Consider the following 14,129-nt stretch of genomic DNA (forward strand, 5'->3'; position numbering starts at 1 on the left):
AAATGCAATTACAGGATTTACTTTATGGCGTAACGATTAAAGAATTGGTTGGAAAAACCGATAGGGAAATCAATGCGCTTAATTTCGATTCGCGTAAAGTAGGGAAAGATGATGTTTTCTTTGCTGTAGTTGGAACTTTAGCAGATGGGCATCAGTTTATCGATCAAACCGTAAAACAGGGTGCAGGGGTAATTGTATGTGAAAATCTGCCAGAGATCGATGATTTTACCGTAACCTATGTTAAAGTAGAAAATACTTCGGTGGCCCTGGGCATCATGGCGGGTAATTATTTCGGAAATCCGTCGGCAGATTTAAAACTGATTGGCATTACCGGAACTAATGGGAAAACCACGATCGCCACAATCCTTTTCAAATTATTAAAAGAGTTAGGATATAAAACCGGGCTTTTATCAACGGTTGAAAATTATATCAACGAGACAGTTGTTACCGCAACTCATACTACGCCCAATCCGATTGCATTGAACGAACTGTTAAGGCAGATGGTTGATGCAGGCTGCGATTATTGCTTTATGGAAGTGAGTTCGCATGCGGTATCACAACACCGTATTGAGGGATTGACATTTGCGGGAGGTGTTTTTTCAAATATCACACACGATCACCTGGATTTTCATAAAACCTTTGATGCTTATCTGAAAGCTAAAAAGGCATTTTTCGACGGCTTGCCTAAATCGGCATTTGCATTGACCAATATCGACGATAAAAACGGTATGGTGATGTTGCAGAACACAAAAGCATATAAAAAAACGTATGCGCTTAAGCAACTGGCCGATTTTAAAGCAAAAATTATCGAAAACCAGTTTAGTGGTTTGCATTTAGATATCGATAACGAAGATGTTTATTTCAAACTCGTTGGTTCTTTTAATGCCTATAACCTTTTGGCAGTTTACGGAACAGCAGTTTTACTCGAACAGGATAAGTTAAAGGTACTAACGCTGTTGAGCCGTTTGTCAGGAGCCGAGGGAAGGTTCGATTACATTACATCCGAAGATAAAATTATCGGTATTGTAGATTATGCCCATACTCCCGATGCGGTTCAGAATGTATTGAGTACCATCGCCAATATCCGTAAGGGAACCGAACAGGTAATTACCGTAATCGGTTGTGGTGGGGATCGTGATAAAACCAAACGCCCGATCATGGCACAGGTGGCCTGCGATTGGAGCGATAAAGTGATTTTAACTTCTGATAACCCGCGTACTGAAGATCCGCAAACGATTATCAGTGAAATGGAAGAAGGGGTATCGCCCACTAATAAGCGTAAAACCTTATCCATTTTAGATAGAAGAGAAGCTATAAAAACAGCCTGTCATTTGGCAAAAGCTGGAGATATTATTCTGGTTGCGGGTAAAGGTCATGAAAAATACCAGGAAATTAATGGCGTAAGGAACCATTTTGATGATAAAGAAATTTTACTTGAACAACTAAAACCAATCAGCTAATGTTATATTTATTATTCGAATACCTGCATAAGCATTACGATATCCCCGGATTGAGGTTGTTCCAGTATATAACCTTCCGTGCTTCTATTTCCATTATTTTATCACTGGTCATCACTACGGTATATGGTCGCAGGCTGATTGATTTTCTGCATAAAAAACAAGTAGGCGAAACGGTAAGGAATTTAGGCTTGGAAGGCCAGATGCAAAAACAGGGTACCCCTACCATGGGTGGTATTATTATCCTGTTAGGTATTCTGATCCCTACCTTACTATTTGCCAATATTTCCAATATCTATGTGATCTTAATGATCATCACCACGATCTGGATGGGTGCCATTGGGTTTTTGGATGATTATATCAAAGTTTTCAAAAAAAATAAAGAGGGTTTAGCTGGCCGTTTTAAAGTGGTTGGCCAGGTAGGACTCGGACTGATTGTAGGTACTACGATGTATTTTCACCCAAATATAGTGGTGAGGGAAACCGTTCAGGATAATGTTAAAAACACTTCGTCTGTGCCGATGGTATTGCGTCAAAAAGGCGAAACGTTCTATTATACCCAGGATGTGAAATCCAGCAAGACCAATATGCCTTTTTATAAGAACAATGAGTTCGATTACGCCAAGGTACTAAAGTTTTTAGGTGGCGATTACCAGAAATATGCTTTTATCATATTCCTGGCTTTTACCGTATTTATTATTACAGCAGTTTCGAACGGAGCTAATATTACCGATGGCATTGATGGGTTAGCTACCGGAACATCTGCGGTAATTGGGATCACACTGGGTATTTTGGCTTATGTATCGGGTAATACGATAATGGCTGATTACCTGAATATCATGTATATCCCCAATTCGGCGGAGCTGATGATTTTTGCTGGCGCATTTGTCGGCGCGTGTGTGGGCTTCCTTTGGTACAACTCTTATCCCGCCCAGATTTTTATGGGTGATACCGGAAGTTTGGCCATAGGAGGCATTATAGCAGCATTTGCATTAATGATTCGTAAAGAACTTTTGATCCCGATTTTATGTGGAATCTTCCTGGTAGAACTGGTGTCGGTAATTATGCAGGTATCTTATTTTAAGTATACCAAAAAGAAATTTGGCGAAGGAAGAAGGATTTTCCTGATGTCGCCGCTGCACCACCATTATCAAAAGAAAGGTTATCACGAAGCCAAAATTGTAACCCGTTTCTGGATCATCGGAATCATGCTGGCAATTATGACGATAGTAACATTGAAGTTGAGGTAGGTTGAGGTTGAAGGGAAAAGCTGAAAGATAAAAGAAAGAATAATAAAAAATAAAAGTGTAATGGTATTCCTGTCTTAATACTTGATACCCATTACTTAATACTAAAAAAATAAAATGAGCACAAATAATACTACATCAAGCAATACTAAGTCAGCAATGGCAGGGAATGGCCGTGTAGTTATTTTAGGTGCTGGTGAGAGTGGTGTTGGTGCTGCAAAATTGGCCCAGACTAAAGGCTTCGAGGTTTTTGTATCAGACTATGGAATAATCAGCGATAAATACAAAGCTGCTTTAGAAAAACTTGGCGTCCCATTCGAGTCTGAAAAACATACCGAAGAGCTGATTTTAAATGCTACAGAAGTAATTAAAAGTCCAGGTATTCCGCCAAGCGCGCCGATCATTAAAAAGTTGGTTGCTAAAGGGATTTCAGTGGTATCGGAAATCGAGTTTGCCAAAAGATACACCAATGCCAAAACCATCTGTATTACCGGTTCAAATGGTAAATCGACAACCAGTTTATTAACCTATCACATTTTAAAAAATGCAGGTTTAAATGTGGGGTTGGCAGGTAACATTGGTCAGAGTTTTGCGGCGCAGGTGGCTACAGAAAGTTATGATTATTATGTGCTGGAGATCTCGAGCTTCATGCTTGATGACATGTTCAAATTTAAAGCCGATATCGCGGTTTTGTTGAACATCACGCCAGATCATTTAGACCGTTACGATTATAAGCTGGAAAATTATGCCGCATCAAAAATGCGTATCGTTCAAAACCAGACGGCAGATGATGTTTTCATTTACTGCGCTGATGATGAAGAAAGCTTAAAAGCCATTGCTTTAACAAAACCTTTGGCAAAAAGTTATCCATTTTCAATTATTAAAAAGGTTGAAACTGGTGCTTTTTTAGAAGAAACTACAATACATATCCTTACAGAACCAAATAACGAATTAACCATGACGATTTCAGATTTAGCCTTACAAGGCAAGCACAACATTTATAATTCTATGGCATCAGGAATCGTGTCGAAAGTTTTAGAATTAAGAAATGAGACTATCCGCGAAAGCATGGGCAACTTCAAGAATATTGAACACAGGTTAGAACATGTGGCCAAAATTTCTGGAATTGATTTCATCAATGATAGTAAAGCAACCAATGTAAACTCTACCTGGTATGCTTTAGAGAGCATGACCAGTGATGTAGTGCTGATTATGGGCGGTGTTGATAAAGGAAACGATTACAACATGCTTAAAGACCTGGTTAAAAGTAAGGTAAAAGCTATTGTGTGTTTGGGTAAGGATAACAAACGTATCCACGATGCATTTGAGGATGACGTGGAAGTAATTGTAAATACTTTTTCGGCTGATGAGGCAGCGCAGATCGCTTTCCATTTAGCTAAACGTGGAGATGCAGTATTGTTATCACCAGCCTGTGCTAGTTTCGATTTGTTTAAAAATTATGAAGACCGCGGTAACCAGTTTAAAGCGGCAGTTAGAGAATTATAATAGGAGGCTTAAATATGTTTCAGGCATTACTTAATAAAACAAAAGGCGATAGGTGGATCTGGTTGATCATCATCCTGCTTTCGCTTATATCAGTAATGGCTGTGTATAGTGCAACTGGTACATTGGCCTATAAAAAAGGAGAAGCAGTAGAAAAACTTTTGCTAACCAAGCACCTTATTTTTGTACTGATGGGTATTGGTATGATTTACATCGCCCACCTGCTCGATTACCGTTATTATGCCGGTATCTCGAAGGTTTTGATGATCGTAACCATTCCCTTGCTCTTTTATACACTAATATTCGGTACCAACTTAAACGATGCTTCCAGGTGGGTTAAAATACCTGTAATTGGATTAACTTTTCAAACCTCCGATTTAGCGAAATTAGCTTTGATCACCTTTCTGGCGCGTATGCTTACCAAAAAGCAGGAAAATATTAAAAACGTAAAAGAATCATTTATACCAATTATGGGTTCGGTTTGTGTGGTATTTGTTTTAATCGCACTTGCCAACTTATCAACAGCATTGATGCTGTTTGGTGTAAGTATTTTGCTGTTGATTATCGGCAGGATTAGTATTAAACAGATTGCGATTGTTTGTGCAGGGGGCTTTATACTGCTATTATTCGTTTTCTTTTTGGGGCCAAGGAGAAAAACATACATGTCGCGTATCAATACGTTTATGCATCCCGAAATGCAGCATTCAGATAAAACTTTCCAAGCAGATCAGGCGAAAATCGCCTTAGCTACTGGTGGTGTTTTTGGTAAAGGACCAGGTAATAGTACACAGCGCAATTTCCTGCCACACCCATATTCCGATTTTATTTTCGCCATTATTATTGAAGAATGGGGAACTGTGGGAGGAATTGTAATTATGATACTATACCTGGTGCTTTTATACCGATGTATCAAGATCGTAACCCGGGCGCCCAAGGCCTTCGGGGCATTGCTGGCTGCCGGACTAAGTTTTAGTCTGACCATCCAGGCTTTTGCAAACATGGCTGTAGCAGTAGGTTTAGGCCCGGTAACAGGAGTTCCGCTTCCATTGGTAAGTATGGGGGGTACATCGATGATTTTTACCAGTGTGGCCTTTGGAATTATTTTGAGCGTAAGCCGCGATGTTGAAGAAAATGCAAACGCAGCAACAAAAGAAGAAAAAGATAAGGTAAGAAATAAAGTAATAATAGGTGAGATACCTGCGATAGCTTAGAGAAGTTGAAATGTTGGAAAGTTAAAATGTTGAAAAGTTAATTAAGCATCGACAAACCTTGTGTCTTCGTGCCTAGGTGGTGAAAATATAAGTTCAGCGCTCTTTGTGGTTAAAAATAATAAAAACTCAGTGCCCTCTGTGAAAACTAAGTGTACTCTGTGGTAAAAAATAGATAAACAATAAAATGAATAATTCCCCAAAAATTATCATATCAGGTGGTGGCACCGGCGGGCACATTTTTCCCGCCGTAGCCATAGCCAATGCGCTGAAGCGCTTGGTGCCCGCTTGTGAAATTTTATTTGTGGGCGCAAATGGCCGCATGGAAATGGAAAAAGTTCCTGCAGCCGGATATAAAATAATTGGTTTAAATATCAGTGGTATGCAGCGTGGCTCGATCGTAAAAAACCTGTCGCTTCCCTTTAAGGTCATCGGCAGCGTGCGCAGGGCTATACAGATTATAAACGATTTTAAACCTGATGCGGTTGTGGGTGTTGGTGGTTACGCTTCCGGACCTTTATTATACGCTGCCTCATTAAAAGCGATTCCGTACCTTATCCAGGAACAGAATTCTTATGCTGGGGTAACCAATAAATGGTTGGGTAAAAAAGCATCCAAAATATGTGTCGCTTTTGATGGCATGGATCAGTTTTTCCCTGCCGACAGGATTTTAAAAACCGGAAACCCTGTGCGTAAAGAAGTAGTCGATATTCAGGGGAAACACTTTCAGGGTGCGGAGCTGCTAAAATTAGACCCTTTGAAAAAGACCATTATGGTTACCGGAGGGAGTTTGGGTGCGGGAACACTGAATAAAGCAATTGAAAAACATTTGCCCGAAATCATTGCACAGGATGTGCAGGTAATCTGGCAAACAGGTAAATACTACTATCAGGGAATAATCGAAAGGTTGGGGCTTGAATACCATCCAAACGTTCGCATCCTCGAGTTTTTAAATAAAATGGATCTGGCCTATGCTGCTGCAGATATAATCATCAGCCGTGCTGGAGCAGGAACCATTGCTGAGCTTTGTCTGATTAAAAAACCGGTGATCCTGGTGCCTTCGCCAAATGTTGCTGAAGATCATCAGACCAAAAATGCAATGGCTTTGGTAAAAAACGGAGCCGCTTTATTAATTAACGACCGCTCTGCTGAAGACACCTTGGTTAATGAGGCACTGGCCCTGCTAAACAATAAAGAACAAAGTGAAAAGCTTGCAGAAAGCATAGGTAAAATGGCACTGCCCGAAGCCGATGAAATTATTGCAGGCGAAGTATTGAAACTGATTAAATAAAGGTATAAAAAAATCAGATGTGAGATATGAGAAGTTAGATTTGAGATTAAGCGTTAACTCGCAAGTCTCATATCTCAAATCTCACATCTAGCATCTCAAATGAAAAAAAATGGAATTAAGTAAAATAAATAGGGTTTTCTTTGTAGGTATCGGTGGTATCGGCATGAGTGCGCTTGCCCGTTATTTTGCTAAACGCGGACAAGTGGTTTGTGGTTACGATAAAACCCGTACCAAGTTGACCGAGACATTAGAACAGGAAGGGATTTTGATTACCTATCTTGACGACGATGCTTCATTGCCTAGCGCATTTTTAGATCATCATGAAGATACATTGGTGGTATATACCCCGGCAATTCCTAAAGATTCAAAAGTTTTAAATCACTTTATTGACAAAGGTTTTTCACTTAAAAAGCGTTCAGAGGTTTTGGGTATCATCAGCAAAGGTATGTTTTGCATCGCTGTTGCCGGTACACATGGTAAAACCACTACATCGTCTATCGTAGCACATATTTTAAAAGATACCGGTTACGATTGTACAGCATTTTTGGGTGGGATAACCAGTAACTATAACAGTAACGTACTTTTCGGTGATAATAATGTGGTAGTAGTAGAAGCCGATGAATATGACCGATCTTTCCTGACATTGCATCCTGATATTGCAGTGGTGACCTCGATGGATGCCGATCATTTGGATATCTACGGAGATAAAAGCCACCTCGAAGAATCTTTCAGGCTATTTGCCGGACAACTTAAGGCCGAAGGTACCCTTTATGCACATGAAGGATTACCCTTGGAAAATAGCATCAGTTACGCGGCTAGCCCCACAGCGAAAGCAAAGGCTGAGAATTTGAGGGTGGAAGGATCAAAATTTGTGTTCGATTATGCAGATGCCACGCAGCGCATAACAGATATCAGTTTAATGCTTCCAGGCAAACACAATGTAGAAAATACAACCGTTGCTATTGCCATCGCGTTACAATTGGGTATTGATGCAGAAAAAATAAAACAAGCTGTTGCAAATTTCAAAGGAGTTAAACGCCGTTTCGAATATATTGTGAATAATGGCAATCAGATTTACATTGATGACTATGCACATCATCCTGAGGAATTGAGAGCCTGTTTTGACGCAGTGAGACAGCTTTATCCTGATAAGAAGTTAACCGTGATTTTTCAACCGCACCTTTTCACGCGTACGAGGGATTTTGCAGATGAATTTGCAAAAGTTTTAAGTACTGCCGACGAACTGCTGCTGCTGGAAATTTATCCGGCAAGAGAATTGCCCCTTGAAGATATAAACGCGCAGTTTTTGTTGGATAAAATCATTTTAACAGATAAACAAGTATGTGGAAAAGATTTTGTTGTTCAGCATGTTAAGGACACCAAACCTGAATTAATTTTAACAGTAGGAGCAGGGGATATCGATACGGTTATTGAGCCCCTAAAAAATATATTGAACAATGCTTAAACGGATAAACTGGAGCGCAATTTTTACCGGCTTTGCCTGGCTGATCAGCCTGGCGGGAGTGGTTGTGCTTTTGAGTTTCATCAACGTGAAAAAGCAGACGGTTAAATGTACCGATGTTAAAATCCTGATTCCTGGTGCCGATAATTTTATTGAACGAGAAGAGATTGATGCCATCCTAAAAGAAGATCAGGGCATATTATTGGGTCGTAACCTCGAAAATATCAACATTCATAAAATTGAGCAAAAACTGCAGTCTAACCCATATATCGGTTTTGCAAAGGTATACGTAGATATGGATGGTGTATTACATATCGAGGTAAAACAGCGGCAGCCGATTCTCCGCATTCTGAATGAGAACGGACAGGATTTTTATATTGATAATGATGGGTTGAAAATGCCGATTTCATCAAACTTTACCGCTAACGTACTGGTGGCAACAGGTCATATCAGCGAGGTTTTCGGTAGCCGTGTTGATACCTTGCATACGCAACTTGCAAGAGATCTTTATAAAACAGCGCAGTACATTAAAAAAGATACGCTCTGGGATTCGCAGATCGAGCAGATTGTCGTCGATCAGAAAAACGACATAGAACTGATTCCGAGAGTGGGCAATCAGCGTATCATTTTAGGCGATGCGGATTCATTGGAAAAGAAGATGAAAAACCTTTTGCTCTTCTATAAAAAAGCAATGCCGCAGGTGGGTTGGGATACTTATAAAACCATCAATATTAAATATACCAATCAGATTGTTTGCGAAAAAAGAGATTCGACAGGTTTAGGGAAAAAAGCAAAAACATTTTCGGCGGCTGATAGTTTGAGGATACAGCGAAGCGTGACTGATTCATTAATAAAAAATACAATTAGTACAGTAATGGACGATCGCCCTGAAGCCAATCAGCCAGAAGCGGCAGCGCCTAAAAAGCCAGAACCTAAAAAGCCTGAACCTAAAAAGGTGGAAGCCAGAAAAGAGGAGCCAAAAAAAACAGAAGTAAAAAAGGTCACGCCTAAAAAGGTTGAACCAGTAAAAACAGAAATAAAAAAGCCGGTAGTTGTAGCGGCTGTTAAACCAAAGGAAACAAAACCAGCGGATAAAAAAGAGAAACCGAAGCAAACCGGAGCAACGCAGCCAAAGACGGCAAAATCTGAGGCTCAGTTGAAAAAAGAAAAAGAAGCAAGAGAAAAAGAAATCAGAGCCCTAGAAAAACAGTATAAAACTCAGCAAAATTAACGAATATGGACAAGGCAAAATTTACCAGTCAGTCGCCCATTGTAGTAGGATTGGATATCGGTACTACAAAAATTTGTGTTATCGTTGGTCGTAGAACACAGCACGGTAAGATAGAAATCTTAGGAATTGGCAAGGCAGAATCGGCGGGTGTGACACGCGGAGTGGTTTCTAACATTCAAAAAACCGTACAGGGCATTGCTCAAGCAGTTGAAGTAGCAAGCGGACAATCCAATGTTGAAATACAGGTGGTAAATGTGGGTATTGCTGGTCAGCACATTAAGAGCTTACAGCACAGAGGAATTTTAACAAGAAGAGAATTAAACAACGAAATCGGTAAAAAAGATATCGATAAGTTGATCGATGATATGTTTAAACTGGTTATGCCACCGGGTGAGGAGATCATCCATGTATTGCCTCAGGAATTTACCATCGATAACGAGCCGGGGATCAAAGATCCGATCGGTATGGCTGGTGTGCGCCTTGAAGCCAACTTCCATATTATCTCAGGTCAGGTTACCGCGGTAAAAAACATTATCAAATGTGTTAACAATGCAGGACTTCAAACTCAGGATTTAATCCTTGAGCCATTGGCTTCTTCTGAATCGGTGTTGAGCGAGGAAGAAAAAGAAGCCGGTATTGCATTGGTTGATATTGGTGGTGGTACTACAGATATAGCCATTTTCCACGAAGGCATTATCCGTCATACTGCTGTAATCCCATTTGGGGGCAACAGCGTTACCGAAGATATCAGGGAAGGTTGCTCTGTAATGCGCAACCAGGCCGAGCTTTTAAAAACACGTTTCGGTTCTGCACTTGCTGAGGAGAACAAAGAAAACGAAATTATCTGTGTTCCTGGCTTGCGTGGCCGCGAACCAAAAGAGATCTCAGTTAAAAACCTGGCCTATGTTATCCAGGCCCGTATGGAAGAGATCATCGAGCACGTATATTATGAGATCAAATCTTCAGGGTATGAGAAAAAACTCATCGGAGGTATCGTAATCACAGGCGGTGGTGCTTTGCTGAAACACTTATCCCAGGCGGTAGAATATGTAACTGGTTTAGATTGCCGTATCGGTTATCCGAACGAGCATTTATCTAAATACGAAGATATGCCTAAAGCCATTTACGATGACCTTAAGAGCCCAATGTATGCAACCAGTGTTGGTTTGTTAATCAAAGGAATCCAAAAGGCAGAAGAACTGATCGAAGAGATGAAACAGCCTGGTGTTTTTGTAGAAAAACCAAAAACGGCAAAAGAAAAAGAGAAACGCGGACCAGGATTGTTCGATAAATTACTTGCAAAAACAAGAACTTTCATTCAGGATGATATGAATGTGAGTGATGAAGATTACTTAAAAAGTTAATTATTTTTCCACAAAGAAAGAGTTTTCCACATTATTAACACTTGTGGAAAACGTCTGTTGAAAAAGTGTTAATATTACATTGAGTAATGAACAGAATTTAAAAATTTTTAAACAACTGATTCATAAAGATATGCAGTTCGAAATGTTAAAAGATAAGTCTTCAATCATCAAAGTAATTGGTGTTGGAGGCGGTGGCGGCAACGCAGTGAACCATATGTACCTTTCAGGTATCACTGGTGTGGATTTTATTATTTGTAATACAGATGCCCAAGCTTTGGAATCTAGCCCAATACCTAACAAGGTGCAATTAGGTGCTAGTTTAACCGAAGGAATGGGTGCTGGCTCTATCCCTGAGGTTGGTAAAAACTCGGCGATAGAAAATATAGATGATATCAAAGCGATGTTAGGGAATACCACCAAAATGCTTTTCATTACAGCAGGAATGGGTGGTGGTACTGGTACAGGAGCTTCTCCGATTATTGCCAAAGCCGCTAAAGAACTTGATATTTTAACTGTGGCCATCATCACCACGCCATTTTCTTTCGAAGGAAAGAGACGTAGGTTACAGGCTGATGAAGGAATGGAAGAGTTAAAGAAATACGTAGATTCTTACCTGGTGATCTCAAACGACCGCCTGCGCGAAATCTTCGGAAACTTAACCTTAGGTTCTGCTTTTGGTCAGGCTGATGATATTTTAACAACTGCTGCAAAAGGGATCGCAGAGATCATTACTGTTCCGGGTTATATCAACGTGGATTTTAAAGATGTGCGTACCGTAATGAAAGATAGCGGTGTGGCCATCATGGGTAGCTTTGCTGCCGAAGGTGAAGACCGTGCTTTACAGGCTGTAGAAGGCGCTTTAGCTTCTCCGCTGTTAAAGGATAACGAAATCGAAGGTGCCCGTTATATCTTATTGAACATCAGTTCTGGTCTTCGTGAAGTAACGATGGATGAAGTTTCGATCATAACTGATTACATCCAGGAAAAAGCAGGTTTATCTGCCGATTTGATCTGGGGTAACTGTACCGACGAATCTTTGAGTGATAAACTATCGGTAACCATTATTGCTACAGGCTTCCAAACTTCAGAAGAACGCGTAAAAGAAGAAAAAAATAAAAAGAAAATATCACTCTTAACACCAGAAGAAGCACCGTTGGTTCGCCTTGTTGAGCCTGTAAATTCTTTTATGCAGCCAAAAGAAGTTCCTTCTTATGAGCCTGTGTTGAAAGCTAAAGAAGGAGTTTCACAAGCAGATCTGTTTGGAGGAATGTTCAATAAAGCTGAAGCTCAAAAAAATCAGGATACTGAAAACAATGTGGTTCGTCATACCCTAATGGAAGAAGAACCACAGGTGGAAGAAGCGCAGGAAACAGGATTTGAATTTGAGGTGAAATTGGCCGAAACCAATTTCGTGTTCGAAGCTCCGGTTGCCCAGATGCCGCCAATGCCAGAGCCTGAACCAGAAATCGAAATGCCTGTTGTTGGTTTGGATGATGATAAAAGCGACGAATCGATGGAAGAGCAGTTGAAAAAATCTAAAGAGCGTATCTTACGTTTAAAAGATTTAAGTATGAAATTGCGCACCACAAACGGTTTACAGGAACTGGAAAATGAACCTGCTTACAAACGTAAACAAATGCAGTTGCAACAGGTACAGCATTCATCTGAATCGCAGGTGAGCCGCTTCACTTTAAGCAACGATCAGGATGGCGGTACAGAGATCAGACCGAACAATTCTTTCTTGCACGATAACGTTGATTAGATCAAACCAAATATAATTTTAAAGCCCCGATGTAAAACCGGGGCTTTTTTGGCATAAAATTAGTGTGTTAAAAAATCTTAATTGACACCTAAAAGATCAAGTTGGTTGATTTTAAGACGAATAAAGCTTAAATTTGCAAAATTCTTATTATAAAAAAAACAGATAATACATTGGATATATTTGATAAAATAGCAAAACACATGGGACCGCTAGGTCAACACCAGAAATGGTCTCATGGGTATTTCTCTTTTCCAAAATTAGAAGGAGAGATTGCACCTCACATGCAGTTCCGCGGAAAAGAACATTTGGTTTGGAGTTTAAACAACTATTTAGGTTTAGCCAATCACCCGGAAGTTAGAAAGGCTGATGAAGAGGCAGCTGCTAAATTTGGTATGGCTTACCCGATGGGTGCCCGCATGATGAGCGGTAACTCTAACTATCACGAGCAGTTAGAGCAAGAACTGGCCGAATTTGTTGGCAAGCCTGATGCATTTTTATTAAACTATGGTTATCAGGGCATGGTATCTATTATCGATACTTTAGTTGATCGCAATGATGTAGTGGTGTATGATGCAGAATCTCATGCCTGTATTGTAGATGGATTGCGTTTGCACATGGGTAAACGTTTTGTGTACAAACATAATGATATCGAAAGTGCCCGTAAACAATTAGAGCGTGCTACCAAGCTGGTTGAAGAAACTGGTGGGGGTATCCTGTTAATTACCGAAGGTGTTTTCGGAATGAGCGGTGCCCAGGGAAAATTAAAAGAAATTGTTGAGCTTAAAAAAGAATTCAATTTTCGTATCCTGGTTGATGATGCTCATGGTTTCGGTACAATGGGTAAAACCGGTGCCGGTACACACGAAGCGCAGGATTGTATCGATGGTATTGATGTTTATTTCGGAACTTTTGCCAAATCAATGGCGGGTATTGGTGCTTTTGTGGCCTCAACCGAACAGATCACTAATTTCTTAAGATATAACATGCGTTCTCAGACCTTTGCAAAGGCATTGCCTATGCCAATGGTAATTGGTTTATTAAAACGCTTAGAACTGCTGAAAAGCCAGCCTGAGTTAAAAGATAAACTTTGGGAAATTGCCATGACCCTTCAAAAGGGTTTACGCGAACGCGGTTTCGATTTAGGTGTTACCGATTCAGTAGTTACCCCTGTTTTCTTAAAAGGAGAGCTTTCTGATGCAACTGCAATTACTTACGACTTACGTGAAAACTATAGTATTTTCTGTTCAATCGTAGTGTATCCGGTAATTCCAAAAGGCATGATCGAATTACGTTTAATTCCTACTGCAGTTCATACATTAGAAGATGTGCAACGTACTTTAGATGCTTTTAGTGAAGTAGCAGAAAAATTAGAAAACGGATATTATAAAGAAAATCTTTTCGCAACCGTTTAAGATCAATTAAAATATTACAAAGCCCTTTAAATACCTTTAAAGGGCTTTTTTATTTAAATGTTTTTTGTAAGTTGTTGTTCTTTAGGTATTTGTGTAATTAATTTTTGCTAAATATGTGTATAAACCCCATATATGTGGAAAAAAATGATAAATAAGCCTGTTTTTTATTCTTCCAAAAATTTTTTTATTTCA

Annotated in this window: 10 protein-coding genes; all 10 read left to right on the forward strand. The window is 39.9% G+C overall.

All coding sequences use genetic code 11. The annotated features are described in order from the left end of the window. Positions 1-2 precede the first annotated feature (2 nt). The 10 genes from H9L23_RS02860 to H9L23_RS02905 all read left to right on the forward strand — a co-directional run bounded on the left by H9L23_RS02860 (position 3) and on the right by H9L23_RS02905 (position 13,937). A complete protein-coding gene (locus H9L23_RS02860; protein WP_187593582.1) occupies positions 3-1,460 on the forward strand; it encodes a UDP-N-acetylmuramoyl-L-alanyl-D-glutamate--2,6-diaminopimelate ligase in 1,458 nt (485 codons plus the stop codon). Then, positions 1,460-2,707, forward strand: a complete 1,248-nt coding sequence (mraY, locus tag H9L23_RS02865) for a phospho-N-acetylmuramoyl-pentapeptide-transferase (RefSeq protein ID WP_187593583.1) — start codon at positions 1,460-1,462, stop codon at positions 2,705-2,707. The genes H9L23_RS02860 and mraY overlap by 1 nt, the downstream gene beginning before the upstream one ends. 114 nt (positions 2,708-2,821) lie before the next feature. After that, positions 2,822-4,210 carry a UDP-N-acetylmuramoyl-L-alanine--D-glutamate ligase gene (gene murD / locus H9L23_RS02870; RefSeq protein WP_187593584.1) on the forward strand — a complete coding sequence of 463 codons (1,389 nt, stop codon included), beginning with the start codon at positions 2,822-2,824 and terminating at the stop codon, positions 4,208-4,210. Between the two features lie 14 nt (positions 4,211-4,224). Further along, positions 4,225-5,418, forward strand: coding sequence for an FtsW/RodA/SpoVE family cell cycle protein (locus tag H9L23_RS02875; RefSeq protein WP_187593585.1), 1,194 nt, complete (start codon positions 4,225-4,227; stop codon positions 5,416-5,418). A 184-nt stretch (positions 5,419-5,602) separates the two neighbouring features. Next, entirely contained in the window at positions 5,603-6,706 is a 1,104-nt protein-coding gene (murG, locus tag H9L23_RS02880) for an undecaprenyldiphospho-muramoylpentapeptide beta-N-acetylglucosaminyltransferase (protein ID WP_187593586.1), read from the forward strand. A gap of 109 nt (positions 6,707-6,815) precedes the next feature. Then, positions 6,816-8,171: a UDP-N-acetylmuramate--L-alanine ligase gene (gene murC, locus H9L23_RS02885; RefSeq protein WP_187593587.1), complete on the forward strand. Its 1,356-nt coding sequence runs from the start codon at positions 6,816-6,818 to the stop codon at positions 8,169-8,171. Further along, positions 8,164-9,399 carry a cell division protein FtsQ/DivIB gene (locus H9L23_RS02890; protein WP_187593588.1) on the forward strand — a complete coding sequence of 412 codons (1,236 nt, stop codon included), beginning with the start codon at positions 8,164-8,166 and terminating at the stop codon, positions 9,397-9,399. Before murC ends, H9L23_RS02890 begins: the two co-directional genes overlap by 8 nt. Before the next feature lie 5 nt (positions 9,400-9,404). Continuing rightward, positions 9,405-10,763, forward strand: coding sequence for a cell division protein FtsA (gene ftsA / locus H9L23_RS02895; protein WP_086545007.1), 1,359 nt, complete (start codon positions 9,405-9,407; stop codon positions 10,761-10,763). 130 nt (positions 10,764-10,893) lie between these two features. Beyond that, positions 10,894-12,525, forward strand: coding sequence for a cell division protein FtsZ (gene ftsZ / locus H9L23_RS02900; RefSeq protein WP_187593589.1), 1,632 nt, complete (start codon positions 10,894-10,896; stop codon positions 12,523-12,525). A 170-nt stretch (positions 12,526-12,695) separates the two neighbouring features. Then, positions 12,696-13,937, forward strand: a complete 1,242-nt coding sequence (locus tag H9L23_RS02905; RefSeq protein WP_025144499.1) for an aminotransferase class I/II-fold pyridoxal phosphate-dependent enzyme — start codon at positions 12,696-12,698, stop codon at positions 13,935-13,937. The last annotated feature ends 192 nt before the right edge of the window (positions 13,938-14,129 follow it).

Source organism: Pedobacter roseus, from assembly GCF_014395225.1.
Taxonomy (GTDB): Bacteria; Bacteroidota; Bacteroidia; order Sphingobacteriales; family Sphingobacteriaceae; genus Pedobacter; species Pedobacter roseus.

Excerpts from the sequence above, each read along its gene's own strand:
- H9L23_RS02860 (WP_187593582.1), top strand. The coding sequence starts at position 3 with ATGCAATTACAGGATTTACTTTATGGCGTAACGATTAAAGAATTGGTT.
- mraY (WP_187593583.1), top strand. The coding sequence starts at position 1,460 with ATGTTATATTTATTATTCGAATACCTGCATAAGCATTACGATATCCCC.
- murD (WP_187593584.1), top strand. The coding sequence starts at position 2,822 with ATGAGCACAAATAATACTACATCAAGCAATACTAAGTCAGCAATGGCA.
- H9L23_RS02875 (WP_187593585.1), top strand. The coding sequence starts at position 4,225 with ATGTTTCAGGCATTACTTAATAAAACAAAAGGCGATAGGTGGATCTGG.
- murG (WP_187593586.1), top strand. The coding sequence starts at position 5,603 with ATGAATAATTCCCCAAAAATTATCATATCAGGTGGTGGCACCGGCGGG.
- murC (WP_187593587.1), top strand. The coding sequence starts at position 6,816 with ATGGAATTAAGTAAAATAAATAGGGTTTTCTTTGTAGGTATCGGTGGT.
- H9L23_RS02890 (WP_187593588.1), top strand. The coding sequence starts at position 8,164 with ATGCTTAAACGGATAAACTGGAGCGCAATTTTTACCGGCTTTGCCTGG.
- ftsA (WP_086545007.1), top strand. The coding sequence starts at position 9,405 with ATGGACAAGGCAAAATTTACCAGTCAGTCGCCCATTGTAGTAGGATTG.
- ftsZ (WP_187593589.1), top strand. The coding sequence starts at position 10,894 with ATGCAGTTCGAAATGTTAAAAGATAAGTCTTCAATCATCAAAGTAATT.